At 44.8% G+C, this 24880-nt stretch carries 23 protein-coding genes; 17 read left to right on the forward strand and 6 right to left on the reverse strand.

Annotated features, from left to right (window positions below; genetic code table 11):
• Positions 1–12: 12 nt before the first annotated feature.
• Both ASD40_RS11020 and ASD40_RS11025 read left to right on the forward strand, forming a co-directional pair.
• Positions 13–885 carry a carbohydrate ABC transporter permease gene (locus tag ASD40_RS11020; protein WP_082562171.1) on the forward strand — a complete coding sequence of 291 codons (873 nt, stop codon included), beginning with the start codon at positions 13–15 and terminating at the stop codon, positions 883–885.
• A 134-nt stretch (positions 886–1019) separates the two neighbouring features.
• A complete protein-coding gene (locus ASD40_RS11025; RefSeq protein ID WP_057303341.1) occupies positions 1020–2114 on the forward strand; it encodes a GGDEF domain-containing protein in 1095 nt (364 codons plus the stop codon).
• A gap of 448 nt (positions 2115–2562) precedes the next feature.
• Here the strand turns inward: ASD40_RS11025 and ASD40_RS11030 are convergent, their stop codons facing one another.
• From ASD40_RS11030 to ASD40_RS11045, 4 genes are all read right to left on the reverse strand, one after another.
• Positions 2563–3414, reverse strand: a complete 852-nt coding sequence (locus tag ASD40_RS11030; protein WP_057303378.1) for an SDR family oxidoreductase — start codon at positions 3412–3414, stop codon at positions 2563–2565.
• 60 nt (positions 3415–3474) lie between these two features.
• Positions 3475–3933, reverse strand: a complete 459-nt coding sequence (locus ASD40_RS11035; RefSeq protein ID WP_057303342.1) for an acyl-CoA thioesterase — start codon at positions 3931–3933, stop codon at positions 3475–3477.
• Between the two features lie 6 nt (positions 3934–3939).
• A complete protein-coding gene (locus ASD40_RS11040; protein WP_057303343.1) occupies positions 3940–5559 on the reverse strand; it encodes a long-chain fatty acid--CoA ligase in 1620 nt (539 codons plus the stop codon).
• A 150-nt stretch (positions 5560–5709) separates the two neighbouring features.
• A complete protein-coding gene (locus ASD40_RS11045; RefSeq protein ID WP_057303344.1) occupies positions 5710–6507 on the reverse strand; it encodes a Cof-type HAD-IIB family hydrolase in 798 nt (265 codons plus the stop codon).
• 123 nt (positions 6508–6630) lie between these two features.
• Between ASD40_RS11045 and ASD40_RS11050 the strand changes: the two genes are divergently transcribed.
• From ASD40_RS11050 to ASD40_RS11070, 5 genes are all read left to right on the forward strand, one after another.
• Entirely contained in the window at positions 6631–7314 is a 684-nt protein-coding gene (locus ASD40_RS11050; protein WP_057303345.1) for a DNA alkylation repair protein, read from the forward strand.
• Between the two features lie 208 nt (positions 7315–7522).
• The gene (add, locus tag ASD40_RS11055; protein ID WP_057303346.1) at positions 7523–8569 is read left to right on the forward strand and encodes an adenosine deaminase; all 1047 of its coding nucleotides are present in this window, start codon (positions 7523–7525) and stop codon (positions 8567–8569) included.
• A 195-nt stretch (positions 8570–8764) separates the two neighbouring features.
• A complete protein-coding gene (locus ASD40_RS11060) occupies positions 8765–8968 on the forward strand; it encodes a copper ion binding protein (protein ID WP_057303347.1) in 204 nt (67 codons plus the stop codon).
• Positions 8965–9801: a hypothetical protein gene (locus ASD40_RS11065; RefSeq protein ID WP_235549221.1), complete on the forward strand. Its 837-nt coding sequence runs from the start codon at positions 8965–8967 to the stop codon at positions 9799–9801. Before ASD40_RS11060 ends, ASD40_RS11065 begins: the two co-directional genes overlap by 4 nt.
• Positions 9802–10563, forward strand: a complete 762-nt coding sequence (locus ASD40_RS11070) for a (S)-benzoin forming benzil reductase (RefSeq protein WP_057303349.1) — start codon at positions 9802–9804, stop codon at positions 10561–10563.
• A gap of 25 nt (positions 10564–10588) precedes the next feature.
• Here the strand turns inward: ASD40_RS11070 and mscL are convergent, their stop codons facing one another.
• On the reverse strand, positions 10589–11056 hold the full coding sequence (mscL, locus tag ASD40_RS11075) for a large conductance mechanosensitive channel protein MscL (protein WP_057303350.1): 468 nt from the start codon (positions 11054–11056) through the stop codon (positions 10589–10591).
• A gap of 141 nt (positions 11057–11197) precedes the next feature.
• Positions 11198–12064 (reverse strand): AraC family transcriptional regulator, encoded by an 867-nt coding sequence (locus tag ASD40_RS11080; RefSeq protein ID WP_057303351.1) that lies wholly within the window; start codon positions 12062–12064, stop codon positions 11198–11200.
• Between the two features lie 171 nt (positions 12065–12235).
• Between ASD40_RS11080 and ASD40_RS11085 the strand changes: the two genes are divergently transcribed.
• From ASD40_RS11085 to ASD40_RS11130, 10 genes are all read left to right on the forward strand, one after another.
• Positions 12236–13183, forward strand: a complete 948-nt coding sequence (locus tag ASD40_RS11085; RefSeq protein ID WP_057303352.1) for an N-acetylneuraminate lyase — start codon at positions 12236–12238, stop codon at positions 13181–13183.
• An 11-nt stretch (positions 13184–13194) separates the two neighbouring features.
• Positions 13195–13662: a YhcH/YjgK/YiaL family protein gene (locus tag ASD40_RS11090; RefSeq protein WP_057303353.1), complete on the forward strand. Its 468-nt coding sequence runs from the start codon at positions 13195–13197 to the stop codon at positions 13660–13662.
• A 223-nt stretch (positions 13663–13885) separates the two neighbouring features.
• Entirely contained in the window at positions 13886–15229 is a 1344-nt protein-coding gene (locus ASD40_RS11095) for an ABC transporter substrate-binding protein (RefSeq protein WP_057303354.1), read from the forward strand.
• A gap of 134 nt (positions 15230–15363) precedes the next feature.
• Positions 15364–16227 (forward strand): carbohydrate ABC transporter permease, encoded by an 864-nt coding sequence (locus ASD40_RS11100; RefSeq protein ID WP_057303355.1) that lies wholly within the window; start codon positions 15364–15366, stop codon positions 16225–16227.
• 39 nt (positions 16228–16266) lie between these two features.
• Positions 16267–16764, forward strand: a complete 498-nt coding sequence (locus ASD40_RS38540; RefSeq protein WP_057303356.1) for a carbohydrate ABC transporter permease — start codon at positions 16267–16269, stop codon at positions 16762–16764.
• A 20-nt stretch (positions 16765–16784) separates the two neighbouring features.
• Positions 16785–17075, forward strand: a complete 291-nt coding sequence (locus tag ASD40_RS38545; protein ID WP_057303357.1) for a carbohydrate ABC transporter permease — start codon at positions 16785–16787, stop codon at positions 17073–17075.
• Positions 17076–17193: 118 nt separating this feature from the next.
• Positions 17194–18771 (forward strand): response regulator, encoded by a 1578-nt coding sequence (locus ASD40_RS11115; RefSeq protein WP_057303358.1) that lies wholly within the window; start codon positions 17194–17196, stop codon positions 18769–18771.
• Entirely contained in the window at positions 18768–20279 is a 1512-nt protein-coding gene (locus ASD40_RS11120; protein ID WP_057303359.1) for a sensor histidine kinase, read from the forward strand. The genes ASD40_RS11115 and ASD40_RS11120 overlap by 4 nt, the downstream gene beginning before the upstream one ends.
• A 149-nt stretch (positions 20280–20428) precedes the next feature.
• Positions 20429–22033, forward strand: a complete 1605-nt coding sequence (locus ASD40_RS11125; RefSeq protein ID WP_057303360.1) for a response regulator transcription factor — start codon at positions 20429–20431, stop codon at positions 22031–22033.
• Positions 22034–22055: 22 nt separating this feature from the next.
• Positions 22056–24797, forward strand: a complete 2742-nt coding sequence (locus tag ASD40_RS11130) for a sensor histidine kinase (RefSeq protein WP_057303361.1) — start codon at positions 22056–22058, stop codon at positions 24795–24797.
• Positions 24798–24880 lie beyond the last annotated feature (83 nt).

A 24880-nucleotide genomic window follows, 5' to 3' on the forward strand; every position in this document is an offset into this window, starting at 1 on the left:
GGAGGGACATCTATGGAGCAGGTAGTATCGATGCAGACGGGTTTTCCCGCTGGAGGTAAGAAGCGAAGAGGGTGGGCGCGCGGTGTCATCAACGTCTGTTTGACCCTGTATGCACTTGTCACGCTGTACCCGTTGATTTGGTTATTTATGAGTGCTTTAAAGTCCAATGAGGAATTTCATTCGCGGCCCTTTTTACTGCCGACTGTTTGGAAATGGGACAATATCGTCCGGGCATGGAAAGTATCTGGAATGGGCCTTTCACTCTGGAACTCTACCGTAGTGACGGTGGCCTCACTGGTACTGACCCTAGTCATTGGAGCGCTGGCAGCCTTTGTTTTATCGCGTTTTGAATTTAAATGGAAGCCATTTTTTATGGGCTTATTCCTACTTGGAATGCTTATTCCAATCCATAGTACACTCGTACCTCTATTTATTATTATGAAAAAAATCGGCCTGCTGAACTCGTACGGCGCACTCATTTTACCTTATGTGGCCTTTGAACTGCCATTAGCCATCTTCGTCATCGCGGCTTATTTAATTACGATTCCCAAAGAAATTGAAGAAGCGGCGTTAATCGATGGCACTGGCTATTGGGGCATTTTCTTTCGGATGATGCTTCCGCTTAGCTTGCCAGCGCTCTCTACGGTTGCGATCTTAGGATTTTTACGTTTTTGGAATGATTTCGCGTTCGCGCTAGTCTTTATCAGCAAGCCTGCGCTTAAGACAGTTCCGCTGAGTTTATCTGCTTTTGCTACAGGGTATATGACCGATTACGAATTGACGATGGCTGCACTTGCCATTGCCGTACTGCCAACCATTATCGTGTTCTTGCTGTTCCAGGAGCAGATCATGAAGGGAATGACGGCTGGTGCTGTCAAAGGATAACTAAAATCGCCATCCTTGGATTCCGAAAAAGAATCCTAAGGGTGGCGATTTTTATTTATGTACATGATCATCCCTCAAGCTCGTCCTCATAGTTTACTAACAAAATTATGCTACGATTTTGGAGGGGGGATAGCATGAATGACATTACTTTTGAAACATTACAGGATTTGATTGCCAATTTCTCTATCGTCACCGCTTATTTATTTTTGACCAGTCAAGTGATTTATAAGGATTGGAACTTAGGTACGCCTACTACTCTGTATACCAGACTTCATATAGGCGTTTTAACTGGCATTTTAGGTATTGTCCTTATGGAATTTACAGTTGAGCTGAACGGTACGATTTTGGATTTTAGACATCTGGCAGTTACGATAGCGGCACTATTCGGAGGAGTTTACTCTGCCATAGTTACGGGGATCATTATCTCCCTTATGCGTTTATTGGCATTTGGCGCACTAAGTCCTGCTACTATTTTCGCTGCTTCAAACACTCTTTTAATTTCGATTATGATTGGTTTGGTTTGTACAAGGAACCTATCCTATTGGAAGAAATGGACGTATGCTCTATTGGTTAACAATCTCTTTACGATCATCACTTTTCATATCAATATGGGGAATAAGGGTACGATTCCGTCCCTTATCTATTTGATAATGATGACTTTAGGCGGAACGTTAACAGCTTATTTGACACAATTTCTGATTAAAGCGAAAACCCATTTCCAAATGATTGAAAAGGCAGCTACGTTTGATTTTCTTACTGAGCTCAATAACCATCGTACATTTGATGAGGCATTCAATTCTTTATTGCTGGAAGCAAAGGATAAGGACGAAGCCTTGACCTTGATGATCATTGATATTGACCATTTTAAAAGAGTGAATGATACCTACGGTCATCCTAATGGGGATACGGTGTTAAAACAATTGGGGAAATTGTTAAAAGATGCCTCTCGCTCTTTCGATATCGTATCACGTATCGGTGGGGAAGAGTTCGCTATCTTGCTATACGATTGTCCACATAAACATGCCTTAATCATTGGGGAGCGAATTAGAATGGCTGTCAAAAACCAGGAATTTCTGCTGAATGAGGGGAAGGTCATACAGATTACGGTATCTGTAGGCGTTGCCACATACCCTGATACCAATGAGAATATCATAGAAGAAGCAGATAAGGCTCTGTATAAAGCCAAATCATCTGGTAGGAATTTGGTTTGTTCGAATCAATCTGCTTGAATGAATCATAGAAGATATTACCTGGAAATATTTTTCAGGTTATTCTCGCGGCACCCTTAAAGCTAAAAAAGATCCCCGCCCGCAAGATGACTTTCGTTGGGATATTAGATAATAGGTAAATAGATAAAAGGAAATAGGTAAAAGAAAATAGATAAAAGAAAATAGGTAAATAAGGAAATAGGGGAAGTAGGTAAACTGAGGTAAACAGGTAGGGTAATAGGAAGGCAAGTTGTACATCGTACAACAATTTCCTTGATTTTTTCCCTGACAAGCAGAAGATGTTGCATATCGTGCAACAATTTAGCCTTTTTATCGCTGAAAAGCTACTATTCGGCTAAAATTGTTGTATTATTTGCAACATTCACGGGGAAAACACAGATTAACTTGCGTAATGTTGCATGAAATACAACATTACGCAAACGATTAAGCAAATGATCCTACAAATCACTCATGACTTGCCCTTGCGCGTCATCTCCGCAAGCCCAACCCACTGCTCCTCGGTCACCTCGAGCAGATCGTTGAACTGCCCGGCGCCCTGCAGCCATTCGCCGCCGTCGATCGTGACCACTTCGCCGTTAATGTAGGCGGCGTAGTCCGAAATCAGATAAGCCGCGAGGCTCGCGAGCTCATCCTTCTCACCGACCCGCCGCAGCGGCACGCGGTTCAAGAGCTTCTCCGACAGCTCAGGCGTCGGAGCCAGCCGGCTCCACGCGCCGTCGGTCGGGAATAGCCCCGGCGCGATGGCGACTTGCCGGATGCCGTGCCGCGCCCACTCGACGGCAAGCGAGCGCGTCAGCGCAAGCACGCCGGCCTTGGCCGCAGCCGACGGTACAACGAAGGCCGAGCCAGTGGAGGCGTAAGAGGTGACGATGTTCAGCATCGTACCGCCGACGCCTTGCTCGATCCATCTTTTGCCCACTTCTAACGTGGTGTAGAACGTCCCGTGAAGGACGATATTCAGCACCGCATCCACGGCGCGAGGGGATAAATGTTCTGTCGGGCTGGCGAAGTTGCCGGCTGCATTATTAATCAATACATCGATACGGCCATAGTGCTGTTCCACAGCGGCCACCATCTCGGCAACTTGAAGCGGGTCACGAACGTCACAGCTTTTGTAGAATACTTCTTTGCCATCACTGCCCATTTCGGCAGCTGCTTTAGCAAGTACCTCCTCGCGTCGGCTGGTAATCGCGAGTTTAGCGCCTAACGTCAGAAATTTCTCGCCCATTGCTCGCCCCAGACCGGTACCGCCGCCTGTAATAAGAATAACTTTATCCTTCAGCAAGGTTGAATCGAACATATCCATCGCGCCCTCCATCATCAGTTTACGCTGCTAATAATTAATGCTGTGAATGCTGCTCTATTGCTGCTGCTCTAGGAACGCAGCTTCGAATTGCTCGATCCGGCTTGCTAAATCTTCTGGAAGCGGGGTGCCTTTTTGTGTATGAACATCGACATAGACGCCAGTGCTGGTAGCGAAGCTCACAAGCTGCTTATTCTCCCGCTTAACAATGGCATACTGAGTTTCAATCGATGAAGTGCCGATCCGGCTCACTTTCATATAAATATCGAGGTTATCGTTAAAATGAGCTTGAGACTTATATTCGACGCTTTGGCTGACGAGAAAGAAGGTTTTATCAGCCAGATTACCATCCGCATTTGCAAAAAATAAACCCAAACCATTCATATACTCACAGCGGGCTTGCTCCATATAAATGACAGAAGAAAGGTGACTCAGGTGTCCGTTCGCATCGGTTTCACAGAAACGAACTTTCGTTGGTGTATAAAAGCGGAAGCCCTCTAATTCGAAATTGTTCATTGCGATCTAGTCTCCTGTAAAGTAGGTTTGATACTGCTCGCGAAGCTCGCGTTTCATAAATTTACCGACCGACGATTTAGGTATTTCGTGGAGGAACACAACATCGTCCGGAATCCACCACTTCGTGAATTTGTTTGCCAAAAAGGTGAGTAAATCTTCTTTGTTGTCATCCGTTTGTAATGCGGCGTCTTTCAGGACGACGAAGGCGAGAGGCCGTTCACCCCATTTGGGGTGCGGCACGCCGATGACACAAGCCTCGAACACATTCGGATGCGCCATTAATGCGTTTTCTAAGTCGAGAGATGAGATCCATTCCCCGCCGCTTTTGACCAGATCTTTGGCCCTATCCACCAGCTTCACAAATCCCTCAGGATCAATAACCGCGATATCTCCGCTGTAAAACCAACCGTCCTGGAACGATTCCTGCGTTCGGGCATCTTTGTAGTATTCCGTAGCTACCCATGGCCCGCGCAGTAGGATTTCACCCATTTCCTTACCATCCCAAGCTACCTCACCACGAGGTCCGACGATTTTCATATCAAGTCCAGGCACTAGCAGGCCCTGAGTAGCCCTCGCATCGTACTGTTCATCGTATGAGGCCTCTTCCTGATAGCTTTTGAGGCGGGCGACGGTAACGAGAGGACACGTTTCTGTCATCCCATAGGCATGATAGAATGGAACCTTGAGCCGCTGCTCGTAGCTTTCAATCAGACTGCGCGGGGCAGCAGATCCACCACAGATAACTGCGCGAAGGGATGATAAGTCTACTTGCAGTAATTCCTGCACCTTAAGTGCGGCTGTCCATACTGTTGGAACACCAGCAGCAATCGTTACTTTCTCCTCAGCGATCAAACGAAGCAGGATGTCCGGTGTCGGCGAAGGTCCCGGAAGCACTTGCTTGCTGCCGAACCAGACAGATGCGAATGGAAGTCCCCAAGCATTAACGTGAAACATCGGCACAATAGGCAGAACCGTGTCGCGTTCAGAGAGTCCTAGTGTATCCGCCAAGCCAATGGAGAGGGAATGCAGGTAGATCCCGCGATGGGAATACACCACACCCTTGGGATTACCCGTTGTCGCAGATGTATAACAGATGCCTGCGGGAGCGCTTTCATTTATATCGGCAGCGTATATATACTGAGGGTCGCCGCCCTCTATCATGTTCTCATATAAATAGACGGGATGTAAAGAAGTAGGCGGCAATTCCTTTTTGTCCGTCATCAAAATATAGCCTTCTATCGTCGTAAGTTGATCCTGAATCTTCTCGATGATAGGGAGTAAGGTCTCATCAACGAAGAGGAAACGATCTTCCGCATGATTAAGAATATACGCAATATGCTCAGCGGGGAGTCGGATGTTGACGGTGTGCAGCACAGCCTCCATGCAGGGGATGGCGAAATAAGCCTCTAGATGCCAGTGATGATTCCAAGCAAAAGTAGCAACCCGATCTCCAGGCTTTACACCAAGTGCTTGCAAGGAGCTGGATAACTGCTTCGCTCTTCTCCCAAAATCAGCGTACGTATACCGATGGATACCGGTGCTTGTACGTGAAACAACCTCTTTTTTGGGGAACAGGGTTTGTGAACGTTCAAAGAGAGAGCGCAGCGTTAATGGGAAATTTCCCATGTGGAAACACCTCCGGAGATTGTCTGATTCTATTGTAATATATAAGCCGGAAGGACAGGATATGTCCCCAAAAACAAGTGATTGTAAATAAAAAACCGACTCCGCCGCATGTGGACCATGCAGATGGAATCGGTTTAACGCTATCAGCTCTTACGTATTCAAAATAAACTTTTCAATAACATGTCTGACGCCATCGTCGTTATTGCTCTTCGTCACGTAGTTCGCCAGCTCCTTGAGCTGCGGCAGCGCGTTGTCCATGGCAACGCCAAGTCCAGCGACTTCCAGCATTTCACGGTCATTCCAAGCATCGCCCAGGGCAATAACGTCATCTAAGGAGCAGCCGATATGCTCAGCAAGGAAAGTGATCGCATGCCCTTTGGTACCTTCCTTGTGCATGAATTCCAAGTAGTGCGGTTTGGACTTCGTAATGTGCAGCTTGTCCCCGAGCAGAGGCAGCAGCTCTTCGCGCAGTTGGTCGCAAACTTCCGGCGTATCGATGATAAGCATCTTAGGTTGCGGGATATCAATCCATTGGCGCAGATCACCAATGATATAAGGCGTTTTGGAGAGACGCACGTAGGCTTTAATTTTATCGTTATCTTCACCTGCATAAAGCTCATCCCCATGGTAAAGCTGTAAATGAAGGTTGCGTTTTTCACAAAAATCGAGCAGGAGGCGGGCGCTTTCAACTGGAACTGTACGCTCGTAGAGGATTTCCTCATCAAATAGATTTTTGATTAAAGCGCCTTGATAAGTGATAATCGGAACATTAAGTCCGATCTGGTTGGCTATCTTGGCTGCGGATGGGAAGCTTCTTCCCGTTGCAATCGTTACGGTTACTCCTTTGGCAACAGCTTGGTGCATAGCATCAATAGTCTCTTGTGAGATGGTTAGATCATCACGCAGCAGCGTATCATCTAAGTCAGCGGCAACTAGTTTGTAAGTCATGTAGTTCTCTCCGATCCGATAAGTAGTCTATATGAAAAATTCTGCTATAAGCATACCCGAATTACTTTGGAATTGCTACAATAAAGCCTATAGTTGATAGGTTAAAAAGGAGGCACGTAACCGATGGCATCCCCTTATACGGACAAACTAGAGACTTGGCTTAGAGAGCACCGCAACAAGGCAAATGCGCCAAGTATGGAAGCCTACATGAAAAACCAATTCCCATTTCTCGGGATCCGAAATCCAGAACGAGTAGCATTGACCAAGCAATTCACCAAGGAACATGGCTTCCCCAAAGGTGAGGAGGGGGTCAGAGTTGCCAAAGAGCTCTGGGAGTTGCCGGAGCGCGAGTTTGCCTACACGGCATTATTGGTCCTAACTGGGCTGCGAAAAACCGCAGAACGGGAGCATATCGATGTCTTGGAGCATTTCGTCGTGACCAAATCGTGGTGGGACACCGTGGATATGATCGCTGATCACTTAATCGGCTTTCATTTGCAGAGGTTTCCTGAGTTGATTCCATCCTATGTGGATAAGTGGCTGGCTTCGGATCATATGTGGCTGCAAAGAACGGCGATATTGTTCCAACTAAAATATAAACAACGGACGGATGTACCGCTTCTGTTTAGCTGTATCAGGCGCATGGCCGATTCGAAGGAATTCTTCATCCGCAAAGCAATAGGCTGGGCGCTTCGTGAGTATTCGAAGACAGACCCTGCGGCGGTGCAGTCTTTCGTTGCAAGTACAGAGCTTTCGCCGCTAAGCGTGCGGGAAGCGTTGAAAGTGATTCATCGTAAGGAAAAATGAAATAGGAGATCCACAGAGGGGAATGAATAAATCCTTGTGTGGATCTTTTTTAATTCCAGAAATTCATGCAATGTCATCATACCTGACGCATATATTAATAAAATGAAATATTTGTCATGTATATTGACATAATCATAACATTCGAGTAAAGTTATTAAAATTCTTTAAAAGCGCGTTACGAGAATGAAAGAAAAAGGAGAGATGGAAGATGAATAACATGCGGGCTAACGATCTATTAGCGAGATTACCCAAGGTTGATCTTCACTTGCACTTGGATGGCAGTGTGAAGCCAGAGACGATTCTGGATCTCGCTCGTAGGCAAGGTATTGAACTCCCTGTTTATGATAAAGATGGACTCATTCCGCATATGCGAGTAGGTGAGGAGTGTGGAAGTCTCATTGAATATTTAAGCAAATTTGATTTTACTACACGGTTTTTACAATCAGCTGAAGCCTTGGAGCGGGTTGCCTATGAGGTTGTCGAACAGTCCGCTGAGCATAATTGCAGATATGTAGAAGTTCGTTTCGCACCGCAGCTGCACCGGAACACCGGTTTGACGGTTGAGGAAACGATTCATCATGTGGTAGAGGGAATGAAGCGGGGACAGCGTGATTTTGCTGTGAGAGTCGGCGTTATTGCGATTTGCATGAGAAATCACTCTTGCGAAAGCAACCTAGAAGTGATCGAAGCGGCTGCTAAGTATGTAGGGAAAGGCTTAGTCGCTGTCGACTTAGCTGGTGATGAGGCGTCGTATCCGCCGGAATATTTCCGGGAGGTGTTTGCGGAGTCTGGAAGACTTGGTATTCCAGTCACAATCCATGCTGGAGAAGCAGCGGGAGCGAAGAACGTGTTTGAAGCCGTTATGAATCTCGGCGCTGTTCGAATTGGGCATGGTGTTCGATTGAAGGAGAACAGGTCCATATTGGAAATGGTCAAGGATCGCCGTATCCCGCTCGAAATGTGCCCGATTAGCAACATCCAAACGAAGGCAGTTTCCGGTTGGGAAACATATCCGATTCGCGAATATTTGGAACAAGGGCTGGTCGTAACGATTAATACAGATAATCCCAGCGTATCCGGAACCAATATTACGAATGAATACCGGGTGCTCAAAGAGCGATTTGGCTTTACGACACCGGAGCTGGTTAAACTGATCATGAATGGCGTAGATGCAGCGTTTATGGAAGAGCATGATAAGGTGTCGTTAAGACGAGAGATGGAAGATGAAATGAGTAGTTTGGGCGTGCTCAACTAGTAGCTTAATGAGAGAGGAATTCGTTGCGATCAGGCAGCGGATTCTTTTTTTATGAGACTTGACAATATAGGATAGGGGGGTATACTATAAAATCTAATAGCGGTATTCAAAAAGGCGACATGGCCGTTGTGGATGAACTGCCCAAACAATGAATACCCTAATGAGATCATTTAACATAATAGAAGGAGTGTTGGAATGTCTACTATTATTTTGAAAGTTGATGGAATGTCCTGCAATCTCTGTGTGAATTCGGTTGAGAAAGCGGTGAAGGAGCTGGGTGCAGAAGGCAAAGTGAATCTGGCTAACAAAGAAGTCGAAGTACAGTTTGATGAAAGTAAGCTTAGCGTGGAAGCGATCAAAGATGCGATCGAAGAGCAAGGCTACGATGTGGTGCAATGATGAAGAAAATAGGCGTAATTCTCCTCACAGCGGCTATATTATTGAGTGCTTGTGGTAAAGCAACAAACACTGAACACTCAGCTCATTCAGAAAATAAAGAACAGGAACATGCTGGCCATGGCAGCGGTGAATCGGCGGATAAAGACGGTACTCAGGCCGTATTTAAGCTTTCGTCTGACCCCGTACAAGCCAAACAAGAAACTGAGATGACGATACAGATCCTTGATAAAGATGGGAAATCTGTAGATGAGTTTGACCTAAACCATGAGAAAAAGATGCATCTTATTCTGGTTAGCCAAGATCTTTCCTATTACAAACACATTCACCCGACCTATCAAGGTAAGGGACTATTCACGATTCGTACAGCGCTTCCTGCAGGCGGCAACTATAAGTTGTTCGCTGACTTTAAACCTAGCGGGCAAGCGCAAATAGTCAAAAGTCACGTTATCCAAGCAGGTGGAGAAGCTGCGCCAGCCATAGCCTTGCAGCCAGACAGTAAGCTTACCGCAACGGTGAATGGTATGGAGATATCGCTGGCGGCTGATCATCTCATGGCGGGAATGGACCTGAATTTGACCTATACCTTTAAGGATGCAGCTACGAAAGCGGCAATAACCAATTTACAGCCCTATTTAGGTGCAGTAGGACATGTGGTTATTCTTGATGAGAAAGCAGACCAATATCTGCATGTTCATCCTGTAGATGAGAAATCATCAGGGCCAGAAGCCAAATTCAAGACATCATTTCCGAAGAGTGGAATTTATAAAATATGGGGCGAATTTCAACGAGATGGTCAAGTGATAACAGTTCCGTTTGTCGTAAAGGTGCCGTAAATGGAAACGTATATTATTACAGGCGGTTCAAAAGGACTCGGTGCTGCGATCATTCAGCAGCTTCTACAGCAGGGAGCTGCGATTCACTGCATTTCTCGCAGCTACAGCGAAGCTTTGCGCCAAGAGGCGCTGCGCGCGGAAGGTACACTTACCTTCCACGCTTACGACTTGGCGGACACGCAAGGCCTGGATTCGCTCATGGAGCGAATCCTCTGCACGGTGGATGAAGCGGATTCCATCACGCTCATCAATAATGCTGGCATGCTCGAGCCGATGACGTCGATCGGCCGAGCAGACCATGACGACCTGCAGCGCAGCCTGCAGGTCAATCTCATCGCGCCCGCGCTGCTGACGAACAGCTTCATTCGGCTCACGCAGGCGTGGCCGATCATGAAGCGGGTCGTCGGCATCTCCTCGGGCGCGGGGAAGAAGCCCTACCCCGGCTGGGGTGCCTACTGCACCGCCAAAGCCGGGCTCGATATGCTGACGCGCTGCGTAGGCGTCGAGCAGATGAACCAACCGCACCCGGTGGAGATTTACTCCATCGCGCCGGGTGTGGTTGACACGGATATGCAGCGGGAGATTCGCGCTGCTGAAGAAGTGGACTTCCCGCAGGTGAGCAGGTTCGTCCAGCTCAAAGAGCAGGGCGAGCTGCAATCGCCCGAAGCTACAGCGAGGCAGCTGCTCGAGCTGCTGCAGACAAAAGCTTTCGCGCAAGGCGAGATCGCCGATCTGCGCACCAAAAAGCCCGAATCGATATAATCCGATTCGGGCTTTTTGCCATACCTTATTGAATGCTCCCTGACACAGCAGTACCTGATGACAGCTCTGAAGTACAGAACTTACAGCGTGTAGCTTGTACGGGAATTTCGGACAAGCAGTGCGGACAAGATTTGGATGTTACTGTTTTTTCTTTCGGCTCTTCTTTTTTACGGAACTTGCTAAGCTGTTTAATAACAAGGAAAATGACAAAAGCAACAATTAAAAAGTCTAGGAAAGTTGAAATAAATTGTCCGTAATTAAAGGTAGGCGCACTGGCTGCAACCGCATCTTTAAGGGTGTTGTAATGAACGCCATTTAATGAAATAAATAGATCATTGAACTTCACTTTACCAATCAGTAGCCCAACAAGCGGCATGATCAAATCATTCACGATGGACGTAATGACTTTCCCGAAAGCGCCCCCGATAATAACCCCAACTGCTAAATCTACCATATTCCCTTTGAACGCAAAATCTTTAAACTCCTTAAGCATCGTTTCGCTTACCCCCATGAGACAATAATTGTTAGTATTGTAGCATATTTGAATGCACGCAAACAATTGGAGGGTGTTTGTAGGATGGTTGTTCGTTCCTACTTTTGTGCCAATCCTGACGGAAATTTCTTGGCTTTAGGTTCAGTGTCTTCGTTCCTGCTGCTTCCGGTATTGACTCGGTGTCATCCCTTTAATGCGCAGAAACGTACGTGAAAACGTGGGATATGAGGAAAATCCGGACTCATACGCTACGTGAGAGATGGGCAGATTGGAAGAAATCAGCAGGCTGCAGGCATGGCGAATCCGAAGCTCATGCAGGAAATCAACAAAGTGGATGCCGAACGATTCCCCGAAATGCGTACTCAATTGGGTCGGATGAATGTGAAACTGTTCGGATAATGACGTTAAGGATAATGGGTCCAAATAATGATCGTAAACATATTGCACGACGGACCAAATGTCCTTTGAGGATACGGTACACTGCCTCTCCGTCCGTGCTGTTTCGTGGTTGTCGCTGTTTCGGACAAACAACGACAACGCTTCCAGCAGCAGAGATCTGAGCATGATCGGCCTCCAGGCCAATGATGAATCGTGTTCATTGTATATGCGTTCCCACAGTCGGAGGCCTTCCTCGTAAGCTTTGCCCTGTAATTGAATGTGAGCCGGCTGGGTGTTGTCACGGCCGAGTAAAAACTCATGCAGGCCCCAAGCGGATTCAGGTCCTGAAGTGAGCAGCTTCATATCAAAATTGCAAATATACATCAGCAGTGTCTCGTCTGCATCGGCTTGGTACTCATGAATCTGATAAGGAAGCAGGAGTACAATCGTGCCGGGCAGCATGTCATGCTCGGTCCCGTTAATCCGTTCTTTACCTTTTCCCTCCAGCACGAATGAGAATTCGATAAAATCATGACGATGGGAAGGGACCGAGGTATACTTCTTTTTCTTCATATGAAAAGGAAAGTCCGAGTCGATATTCGGGTATTCGAAAAGGTATTGAGGGTACATGATACGCTGTTTCGCCTCCTGATCTTTGTAGCACCATTATAACTGCTTCGTTTTCGTAAAGAAATGATAGGAATATTAAAAATTTGAAATATGAGCTGCTGCTTTGCGAGCTACAATACAGTCATTACCTAACTACATGATGCGCAGTGGCGCAAGGGAGATGGAAAATATATGACTAAGACAATCGAAAACCGCAACGCGTTTCACGGCATCTTTACAGCACTGCTGACTCCGATGCACGAGAATGGTGCTATCGACTTTGATTCTCTAGCCCGTCTGGTTGAGCATCAAATCAGGCAAGGAATTCACGGGTTTTACGTAGGCGGAAGCACCGGTGAAGGGTTTATTTTGACAACTGAAGAGCGCAAGCTGGTGTTGGAGACGGTCGTCCGGATTACAAACGGGCGCGTAACCATTATTGCGCATGTTGGATGCATCAGTACGATGGAATCGATCAATCTGGCTAAGCATGCCGAACTTCAAGGCGTCGATGCCGTATCCGCGGTCGTTCCGTTTTATTATAAAGTGTCAATGAAAGAAATACGTGAGCATTACGAATCGATCATGGCGGCTGTGTCACTGCCAATGATCGTCTATCATTTCCCTGGTGCAACGGGAGTTAGCCTGTCCATGGACTTCTACGAGCAGATGAGCCGTCATCCGCAATGTATAGGCGTCAAATTTACTTCACTTAATCTGTTTGAAATGCAGCAAATTCGCGCAAGATGCGGACAAGAATTCCTTATCTATAACGGACATGACGAAGTTTATACTGGCGGCGCATATGCAGGTGCAAATGGCGCCATTGGCAGCACGTTCAATATGATGCCCGGATTGTTCGCTCAGATGTATGAGCTTATCTCGACGGAGGAGAACCCGCCTATGGCGTCGTTGCAGTCTATGCAAGCGGAAGCCAACAAGGTAATAGCGCACATGATTCAGTTCGATGTTCTCGCCTATGAGAAATACATGCTGTATCTTCAAGGCGTCTTGGCAACGCCAGTCGTCCGTCAGCCATTGAAGCAATTCACTGCCGAAGAGCGGGAGCAGATCGAGACGTTCTATGCGCAGAGTGATGTACTGCGCCGTTACCGATTCGTTGCGAACACCGAACGTTAGGAGAGATCGCTTTGATTTTTGATACGATGAACCAGTGGGAGCAAAACCAATGCCAATACGGGGATGCTGTGCGCCGCGCGCTCTCATTCGTCGCCAAAGTGAATGTCGCTGACATGCCGTCTTCGCTCGAGATTGAAGGAAAGCTGATGTACGTGCTGAAGCAGAGTCCGACGACTGGAGCATTTGAGGAACGGCTTGCTGAAATCCATGCGCAGCACGCAGACATCCATCTCGTAGTGGAAGGAGAGGAGTGGCAGGGTTTCGCCACGGCCTCTGGCAACAACAGCGCGGTGGAAGATCGGCTGGAGGAGAGCGATTACGCGCTCTTTGAGCATGTTGAGAACGAGAAGCGCATTTTGCTCCGGGCAGGAGATTTCAGCATATATTGGCCTGGGGAAGTTCACCGCCCTAACTGCCATTCTGGGGACGGCGTTCACTTAGTGAAGCTTGTTGTCAAAATCCATCGTGAATTGTTTTGAGGAAAGTGTAAAGAGACATCTCGGATCATGGATGGCGTTGAAGCGCTGCTGTCGGTTCGGGATGTTTTTCTCAATAATGCTGCCCAAAGAAATTAAATATGTATTGTAAAATGCTAATATACGCATGTTTAAACGGTGCTGCATTGTTCTTTATAATCAAAGTAACAAATTACTTTATTGTTTTATTGTGATTGTTAACCACAAAAGACACAGGGGTGACAATATGAAGAATTTAGTGAAAAAGGGAGTCGTCGTTTTATTAATTACGGGTGTTGCAGCGGGATGCACGTCGAATCCCAAGCCGCAAGCCGGCGGAGAAGCAGCAGGAGGCGGTAACGCCAAGCCAGTGACGCTAACCATGTGGGCAGGCACGGGGTTTAAGGATATTGAAGGCTACGATAGCAAGAATTATGGAGATTGGGAGAAGCAGAAGGCAGGAGAATTCCAAAAGCTGCACCCGAATGTAACGGTGAAAGTCGAATCCGTGCCGTTCTCAGACATCGAGCAGAAGGTTAACGTAGCTGTCGCGGGCAATAATCCTCCAGATGTTTTGTACGATAACATACCGATTCGGATCAGCAAGCATGCGCGAAACGGTGTGTTAGAAGAGCTTGATGATGTCGTGAAAGAGGATAAGGCAGACTGGAAAGAAGCGTTTCTCAACATGGGTACGATCAATGGGAAGTTGCTTGCGCTACCTTTAGGGAGTGTTCCGCAGGTTGTCTTCTTGAATAAAACCATTTTCGAGAAAAAAGGGGTATCTGTGCCGCAGGATCGCTCTTGGACTTGGAATGAAATGAAGGACGCCTTAAAGAAGGTGGCCGATAAAAATACGTATGGCATCGCTTATTTTGCCAAAAGCGAGCAAGCGGACCAACTGATGGTCAGCAATTTGCTTTCTGCCGGCGCCCAGTGGGCGAACAAGGATTTCACGCAGTACACCGTTAACAGTCCCGAAGGTGTCGAAGCACTAACCTTCATGCTGAGCCTTCAAGACGAAGGGCTGGTTGCCCCAGGTACCGCCACCATGGATGTAAATGCGAATTTTGAGCTATTCAAGCAAGGCAAGCTGGCCGTTTTGAATCACACATCACCAGTATACGGTGATCTGGAAGTTGGGAAGAAGAATGGCGCGGTCGATCCGTCCGTGGAGCCGTTCGGAATCATCCCCGTCGTGAAAGAAGGGGTGACGCCTCGGATCACAGTTACTGGCGAAAACGGGTACGCGATTTTTAAACAGAACGATTCGGAAAAGAAAAAAATGGCTATCGAGTTCGTGAAGTTTTTGACCAAGCCGGAAAATATTAAAGCGATTAACAAGGCGACTTATGGGATAGCAGCGCGCAAGTCAGGCACTTACGAGATTCAGAATAAAGATGCCTCCCAGTTGTTCGAGCAGCTTAACAAATTGGAAATCGTCGATTTAGGTAAGAACAGAGCGTACTTCTCTACGCTAAGACAAAAGTTTTATCCGGAAATGCAAGCCGCTTTTCTGAAAGCAAAGAGTCCGAAACAGGCACTTGACGATTTCGTGAAAAATGCAAACGAACTGGCAGCCAAGAAGTGAGAAAAATGTTTATCGAAGTATATTCAGAAGAATACGGTCTGTGAAGTCACTTCGTCCTAGTCTGTCTCACAGTACTGGGACGAAAGTGTTTTAACTGCCTACGATATGATGAAGATAGTTGAGGTGATTTGCAGATGAAGCTTCGTGAATTGATGTGGAGTTATTTTTTTATCGGGCCTAACCTGGTATTTTTAACTGTTTTTATGATTCTTCCGTTATTTTATACGTTTTACTTAAGCTTTTTTGAAGCTGACATTTATTCCTCCACTTTCGTTGGATTGGAAAATTACCGTAGTTTATTCGGGGAAGAGTTGTTTCGCAAAGCGTTTGTCAACACGTTTTATTTCGTTCTGATCATCGTTCCCTGCGTCGTCGTCATTTCGTTAGTCTTCGCCGCATTGATGCAGGGATTCCATAAGCTTGGCAAAAGCTTTTTTCGACTCGTGTTTTATTTGCCGGTGGTCAGCACGCCGGTCGTACTTTCCTTGGTCTGGGGCTGGATGTATAATCCTAGCTTTGGCATTATCAAGTATTTTTCAGAGAAGCTCGGTTTCGGTGCGGTTGATGTGTTTTCAGGGCAGTTGAGCGCGATTCTAGCGCTATCCGGGGTTGTTCTCACTTGGATGGTCGGTCAGCCTATTATCTTGTATTTGTCGGCGATGGATGGCGTATCGAAAGAGTTGTATGAAGCTGCTGAAATCGATGGTGCTGGTCCGCTGCGATCGTTCTTTAGTATCACGCTTCCGATGATTTCCCATACAACGGTATTAATTGTGATCACCTCGACCATTAGCGTGTTCCAAATATTCGTCGTCATCCATTTGCTTACTGGCGGCGGTCCGTATCATGGAACGGAATCACTCGTGTACACCATTTACCGGACAGCTTTCGTATCTCTGGAATTTGGTAAAGCATCGGCTCAAAGCGTCGTCCTGTTTTTTATTATTTTAGTAATCTCGCTGCTGCAATTCCGACTCATGAAATCCAAATCGGACTAAAATAACAGCGTAGATTAGGGTAGAGGAGAATTGAAGCAGATGAAATTACAGATTGTTTCCAGGTATGCGTTGCTTTTGTTGGCTTCAATCGTTTTTGTTTTCCCGTTATATTGGATGATTACAGGCTCCTTTAAAACTCAGGTATCGATCTGGGCTACTCCCCCGGAATGGATCCCATCCCAGTTCAGACTTCTTAACTATGAGCATATTTTCTCCACGACGCCAGCGACGCTGTGGTTGTTCAATAGTGTGTTTACAAGCTTGGTAACTGTCGTTTTTGTCGTTGTTTTCTCAGCAATGGCGGGATACGCGTATGCCAAAAAGAAATTTCCCGGTGATAAATTATTTTTCCTCGTCGTCATTGGGACGATGATGATGCCGACTCAGGTTACACTTGTTCCTTTGTACATTATTTGCAGAGAGCTCGGTTTGATTGACAGCTACTTGGGGGTCATCCTGCCTGCGATCGCCTTTCCGTTCGGGGTGTTCATTGTACGGCAGTTTGCCAAATCGAAATTGTTGAATCAGCGAGAATAGACGGCGCCGGCGAAATTCGCTTGTTTGCAACGATCTTACTGCCGCTCCTCCTGCCAGCGCTTGGGGCGCTATCGATTTTCGCCTTTATGCACACGTGGAACGATTATTTATGGCAGCTTATTATTTTGCAATCCAAGGAGAAGCTGACGCTCCCTCTCGGCATCTCGACGATTACGTATTCCGAGAACAACGTGAATTACGGCTATGCCATGGCGGGGGCGTCGTTGGCGGCCATTCCGATGATCGTTTTTTTCCTAATGCTGCAGCGAAGCTTTATTAAAGGAATCACGTTAGGATCCGTAAAAGGATAGGCAGACGGCCATTACTTGAGAAAGAAGACCTGTGGCTTGCCATCTTGGTCTTCTTCTTGTGCTTCGATGTAACAACGCATCGATCTCGGGTTATAATTGTGTAATGGGGGTTGATTGTGTGAAAATCATTGTCGTTGAAGACGAGGTAGACATCTTAAGGGGAATTCAGGAGGTCATTGACCACAGCCAGCTGCCCTTTGAACAAGTTTTCGCGGTTCACACGGCCGAGGAGGCTTTGGAGCTAATCGAACAATACAGACCGGAAATCATTTTAACAGATATTCTGCTGCCGGAGATGACTGGTTTAGATATGTTGGAGTCCGTGAAAGCGTTGGCATACGGGCCAAAAGTCATTGTGATCAGCAGCTACAATAATTTTATATATGCCCAGCGCAGTATTCAATTGGGAGCGATCGACTATATTCTAAAGCCGATCCATAAAGAGGAGCTTGCCGAAAAAATCGGTGTCGTATATGACATGGTTCAACGCGAACTTATCAGTCAGGACCAGATTAAGAATCAAATCGCTTATGCCCGTCTAGGCACAGAAGCGCTGCAGGAAAAGTTTGTGCAGGGGCTGTGTATGCAAAAGACGGCACTGCAGGAGCATATTCATCACCGGCTTCAGGTATGGGGTATGCAGTGGCTGGAGACGGATTCGTACGTATTGATTTCGTTAAGCATAAATAGGGAAGATGTACGAGGCAAGCAGGATAAGGATATGAATCTGGACTTGTTTGCCATCGGTAATATTGCGGATGAAATTTTGAAGAGCTACCAGCCTTCCGTGATCATTCGCAGCATTCATCATGACTGGGTCATCCTTACCGCGTGGGAGCAGGAACTGTCGATTGCGCAAGATATCCACGAAAGGGTGTTGAAATATCAGAAAATCATTCCCGCTATTGGAATCAGCGAACGGCAGCACTCCTTTCAAGCCATATCGGAAGCGTACGAACAGTCGCGCAAGGCGTTAAAGGTCGCATTAATGAACAGCAATCAACGAATCGCCAGTTACGCTGATATTATTGATCGGATTGACCATGAGGACATTGGGCTCGTCAGACAATGGGTTGCTGAGGCGGTGCTGGGAGGGGATGCGGAAGTCGTAAGCTTGTGGCTGGAGGAAATGATCCATCGCTTCATCCTAGACAGAGATGTAAGTAAGACTGGTGATTTGTCGATCAAATGCTTCGAATGGATCTTGGAGGTTCATTCCTGTCTAGCTGAAAAGGTGGATATGGAAATCAGTCATTTTCCGCTGGAACTGTGGGAAAAGGCGGAGCGCTGCCCAACCGTGGACGATTTGAAGCGGCTGCTGCGGGATCATCTGAGCGAGCTGATGAAGCTTGTCGCCGATCAACAGCATCCCAGCTTGCCTAACTTTATGATCGATAAAGCGAAGCGGATCATCGACGGGAAGTACGGGGAAGCGATCACTCTGCAGAGCGTAGCCGACGAGCTGAGCATTCACCCGGTGTCGCTGAGTAAGCTGTTCAAGAAAGAGACAGGACAAAATTTTTTGGATTATTTAACAGAAATCCGCATCGAGCAAGCGAAGCGTATGCTGCGCGACACGAACTTGAAAATCTATGAAATTGCCGAGAAAATTGGTTATCAGGAAATCCAATATTTCGGTAAGCTGTTCAAGAAAAGAACGAACATGACCCCAAAGGAGTTCAGATACGGGAGATGAAAACGTTAAGAATCAGCAACCTTACCTTGTTCGTTAAAATGTTCATCCTCCTGTTTCTATCCGTTTCATTGCCGGTTACGATTCTTGGAGTGTGGTACTTTAACAAATCCAGTGAGCAAATCGAGCATGTCACATCCGCCTTGCTGATGGAAAATTTGCAGCAAAACCGTCTGCGTATCGAGCAGTTTTTCAGGCAAACGGAACTTCATTCGGAGTCGATCATCGCTTCCCAGAAGCTGGAGGTGCTTGATAATGAGCTGGAGGATCGGCTTTTTCTAAGCAGATCACTTTCGTTAATGAACGAATTAAAGGGAAGCTACGAGCTAACTATTTACCCTGCTGATGAAATGAGGTATAGAACTTATTCTTTATTGATTCAATCCGGAGTGAAGTCGCCTAACTCAGAGTGGATTGAAAAGGCGATCCAACTTAAGGGGAAGGGCTATTGGTATTTCGATAACAATTCGTTTATTTTTGCAAGAATGATCCGAGCGATGTCTGATCTGCGGCCTTTGGCAGTTATTCAATTGAGCTTTCCAGCAACTCTTGTCAACCAGCAGATCCTGTCGCCAGCGGAGTACCCGAACTTTCAGCATTATATCGTCGACGACGAGCTTGAAACCGTTCTGCTTGCCGGCAAGGATAGGACACTGTATCCGAAAGAGGATTTTTTCCTTTCGGAAATTCCGCTCGCCGATCTTCCATGGAAGCTGGTCGCTGGCATTCCCGAGAAAGATTTAATCGGTCCAGTTGAAACGATCAAACGCTTCTCTCTGGTGCTAGTGCTGGCGAGCATAGGATTAATTTCGATGCTGCTTGCGCTGATAACGAACAGCTTTATTTCCCCGATCAAATATATCGTAGGCCAAATGAAAAAAGTCCAATTGGGGCAGCTTGTACCGAGCGGGAGGTACGGAGAACGAAGCGATGAAATCGGCCAGCTGGCCAGAGGGTATAATTCCTTGATTTTCGGCTTACAGGAACTGCTCGCGACGACCAAGCAGATGGAGTCTGAGAAGTCTAAAACGGAAATGCAAATGTTGATTCATCAGATCAATCCGCATTTTCTGTACAATACGTTGGACGCAATTAAATGGCGAGCAGATCACGTAAAGGAAGAAACGATTGCGGAGATGGTCACATCGCTAAGTAATTTAATCAGATACAGCATCAATAACGGGGAAGAGTTCACCACCGTCGAGCGGGAAATTGAGCATGTCAAAAGCTATCTTAGCATCGAGTCGCTGCGAAATCATGAGACTTTCCAGGTCGTAATCAACGTTCAGCCGCGTGCCTTGAATGTGCCGATTTTAAAATTAATCATCCAGCCGCTTGTAGAAAATTCGGTGCGGCACGGATTGAGCAAGCTATCGTCCGGACAGGGCAAAATTCTCGTTCGTGTGTTTATCGAGGGGGAAGAACTGGTGTGTACGGTAGAGGATAACGGTCCAGGCGTCTCCGAAGAAGTGCAAGTCCGAATGATAAAGCCGAATCTGCCGTCGGGGTAGGACTATATAATGTCAATCGCAGGCTGAATATCCGATTCGGCTCCCACTATGGGGTGTCCCTGACCAACAGGGAAAATGGCGGATGCAAGGTGACGATTCGCCATCCTTTGATGTAAACGGGCTTAGAAAAAATCAGGAGGTGAATGGGATTGTACAAACTGCTTATTGTTGAAGATGAAGAGATTTTTAGGAGAGTGCTGCCAACCATTATTGATTGGAATTCCATTGGTTTTGAAGTAGCAGGGGTATGCGAAAATGGATACAAGGCTCTGGAGTTCTTAGACAAAACAGAAGTAGATGCTATTCTGACGGATATACGTATGCCCGTATTTAATGGTCTTGAATTGGCTATTGAAGTAAAAAGCAGGTTCCCAAACACGAAGGTTACCTTATTCAGTGCTTTCAATGAATTTGACTATGCAAGGAAAGGCATCGAGTGTGGGGTGTATGGATATATTTTAAAATCCGATGGGGAAGATGAAATTGTTAATCATTTTACAAAGCTAAAAGGAGTTTTACAAAAAGAAAATCAAATCCGTATGGATAGTGATGATGTTTGGAGGCAGCGGGAAACCCTCTTTAAAGAAATGATGGAAAATCATTCGGATATGGATGAGAAAGCGGTTGCAATGGTTCAGAGAGTTGGTATTTTTGTTAAGAATAAAGATTACCGCATGACTTTGTTTCGAATGGATGAATACAAACATATGACCTTCTATTCCGGGGCGGACAGAGCGCGTAGTATCCAGGAGTTTATCCGCGGGTATTTATATGAAAATATTGAAATTCAAAATAAAGGGATGGTTATCTCGTTAAATGAGATGTTCTGTGTTGTATGGACGCTTCCTGAAAAAGATTTTGTGCAAACTGTAACTGAAGTCTATGAGAATTTGAAGGAAGAGCTAGGCATTTATAAAAAAAATGAAGAAGAATGCCTTGAGATTTCTTGTGTTATTGGAAGTATGGCAGCTAATTTAGATGAACTTTGTAATTCGTATACAGCCATAAGAGATTCATTCCTGCACAAAGCTTATATGGGCAACTGTATGATTCACTATAGTGAACTAGATCATAACAGTAAGCGGATATTTACCTTCACGGAAGAAGAAAGGCAGATGAAAGAAATCATGACGCTTGTTACTGGCAAAGCGCATGTAAAATTAATGGAGTATCTGGATACACTCAAAAATCAATTTATTGATTCCAAATTTACGGATATGGATATGATTTCAGGTTTTGCTGTTAAGATAGTTTTAACTATAGTGGGCGAATTGGGAGAAATGGGGAAAAAAACAGATGCGTTTTTAGAAAAATCTAACTATATGATAAAGGAACTAGGATATTGTGAGACGATTGTAATGATTTTCAAGAAGTTGGAAGCGTTTACTATAGAGGTCTTTGATTTACTTAATGATGAGAACAATATGAAAAACAGAAGGATTGTTGATGAAGCCCTGGCGTATTTAAGGAAAAATTATTCGGGTCAACTAAGCCTTGAGGAATTAGCGAGGTATGTAAATGTTCATCCAGTACATCTTTCCAGACTTTTCAGTAAGGATACAGGAAAAACATTTAAACATATCCTCACTGAAGTGCGAATTGAAGAAGCAAAAAGGCTTCTAAAGGATATAAACTATAGAGTCTATGAAATATCTAGTATGGTTGGTTATGAGAAACCCCGTTATTTTAGTGAACTTTTCAGAAACGTCACAGGACTTACGCCATTGGAATACAGAGAAAAATACAAAGGGTGACCTGAATTTATGAGGAGTTTGCATGATTAAATTTAACTTTAAAAAGTCTCTGGAAAAGAAAATTATTTTATTTGGCATTGTTTTTTCAGTGATATCTATAACATTAACTACCTTAACCTGTTATTTGGTCACGAATAAACTTATTTTGTTTCAGTTTGAACGTGTAAATGATATAGCTACAGGTGCAGCGGTAGAGAAGGCCAATACTTATTTGGGCGAAATCGCCAATATGGTTAGTTTATCTATGAAAAATGAGTATTTTGATAGGATTATCAGTTCAGATGAATCTGACCCTTATGTACTCATAAAAGCACAAAAGGACTATGAGGATTTTCTGAAAAATCTGATTCTAAGTAATGATAAAGTGGATTCCGTACTTGTTGTTGATAATAATAGAAATATTTTCATCGGGGCTAGTAATTCTGTAGGAAAATCCTATGACAAATACGGAACTGCAGAATTTTATAACCAATTAAAGAAACCTTATCTGCAAAACGCTGAAAGTCAGTTTTTCCTTGATCGATACAGAGAAGGGTTATATGAAAGGTTAGCTATTATAAGTCCTATAACTGAGCCTTATACCAATGAAATAAAGGCATATATGGTTGTGGTGTTGAGTTCAAAATTCATTGAGGAAATGCAGTTTGCAGGGAATGGCATTTTTATTACGGATCATGCAGGGAATACTGCTGAAGTTTCCTACAATCAAGATGCAGGTGAATTGGCTGAACAAAAATTCTCATTTAAAAATTCTTTAAACTATGAAGGGTGGACGATAACCAATACGTTCACTTTTGACAAGCTTCAAAAATCCATTAATCAGAACCTTAATACCAACATTCTGATCGGAATATTATGCCTGATTTTATCCATTATTGTGCTAGCTATTACAGGCAAAAAAATTGTTAAGCCTATTAAAAATATGGAAGTACAGATAAGTTCACTCAATCACAGCTACATTGAAAATAAGCCAATAGCATTGTCTAAGCGGAGATTTAGCTTCAAATTGACTTTGCTAATTTTGTATTCCTCCATAGTCACTGTTCCAGCTGTATTCATAACAGGCAGCTCTTATATATCCGCCAAGCACACGGTAGAAAGCAAAGTAGGGTCTGTCTTTGAATATAGTGCTCAAATTCTCTATCAACAGATGGCGTTTGTTTACAATAATTATCGAAGGATGACTATTGAGACTTCCTCTTTCAATGAGAAGGTTCAAAAGCTTCTGGATGTTAGCAAAACTTCTAATAACGTGGATAAAGAGATTCGGGATGAGATGAATAATATCATTCTTTCCAGAAATTTATTTGATAAAGGAATATCGAATATAACCATTTATGACGCAGATCAGCGTCTGGTCTATTCCTCTACCTACGGAAGGCCATTCATGATGCGTCCAGATGCCAAATCTGATTTAGATTATGTCAAAGATCATTTTAGCACTTTATTATGGCGAAGCTATACGGATTCACCTTTTAATAAGAAAGGTATACGGATAGGCATGCAAATAAGAGGTGTTGCAGATGGCATTGAGGCTGGAAAACTATTAGGGTTTATTTTAGTTGATTTCAATGGGGAAGATATAGAGAAGATGCTAAATGTGTTTTCTAAGATCAGCTATTTGGATTTATATCTTGTGGACCATTCAGGCAAAGATATTTTCAGCGATATCGGTCGAAGTCAAAAGAAAAGCTTGTTAGAGGTATTACCGTACAATAAACCTTCCTTAGAACAGAATGAAAGGGTGTCCTTCCGGGAAGGTGGAAATAATTATCTGATGATTTCTAAGTACTTTACTGAAAATGGGTGGAGTTTAGTTTTCCTTTTAAAGGACTTTAATGAGAATGAATACATCCTTTTTTACAGCATAGTGGTTCTCTTAGGGCTTATCCTACTAAGCTTTGGGTTCTCCTATGGATTTTCTTCTATGCTTTCATTGAACATATCATCATTGGTTAAAACAGTAAGAAACGTGAAGAGAGGGAACCTGGAGACCCGTTTTAAGAGCACCACGGAGGATGAAATCTATGAATTAGGTAATAGCTTCAATGAGATGCTTGAGCGTATCAATCTACTCATTGAAGAAAAATATATATCCGAGGTTAAGATAAAAGATGCTGAACTTAAGGCCAAGGAATATGAATTGAATCTTCTACAGTCACAAATCAACCCTCATTTTCTTTACAACACCTTAAAAACAGCTCAATATATGGCTTTTGCTAAGGATCCTCGAACAGAGAAGATGATCAAACTGCTTATCGCATTGTTTAAAACCAGCATCACCCGGGGAGAAAAAGTGGTAAAGGTTAGTGAGGAAATCGCTCATGTGAAAACCTACGCAGATATACAGCAAATGAGGTTTGGGGACAAAATCAAGGTAATCTTCGATGTAAGTGACGATATGTTAGAAACTCCGGTTTTGAAGCTGACCCTGCAGCCGATCGTGGAAAATGCCATTTATCATGGCCTGGAGGTAACGGATCATGGAGGCACCATCGTCATAGAGGTTCGAAAGATGGAGGAGAAGTTGAGTATAACAATCAGCGACAATGGTGTAGGAATGACAGAGGATAAATTGAATGAAATCAAGGCGAGGCTTGAGGGGAAAACAAAAGGAGAAAGTATTGGAATCATCAATGTTCATGAACGAATCAAATTATATTTTGGAGATGATTATGGTATTGAAGTAGATAGTACTGCTGGAAAAGGTACCAAGGTCATCATCCATTTTCCTCTGTTAGAGCAGCAGGGTTACTTTTTTTGAGTAGCCCGGCTGCTTTTTTTAAAACAAAGCTTGAATCAGGTTAAGAAAACGTAACAAATGTTAAGTTAGAGTCATACTCATTG

Source organism: Paenibacillus sp. Root444D2 (assembly GCF_001426375.1).
Lineage (GTDB): Bacteria > Bacillota > Bacilli > Paenibacillales > NBRC-103111 > Paenibacillus_E.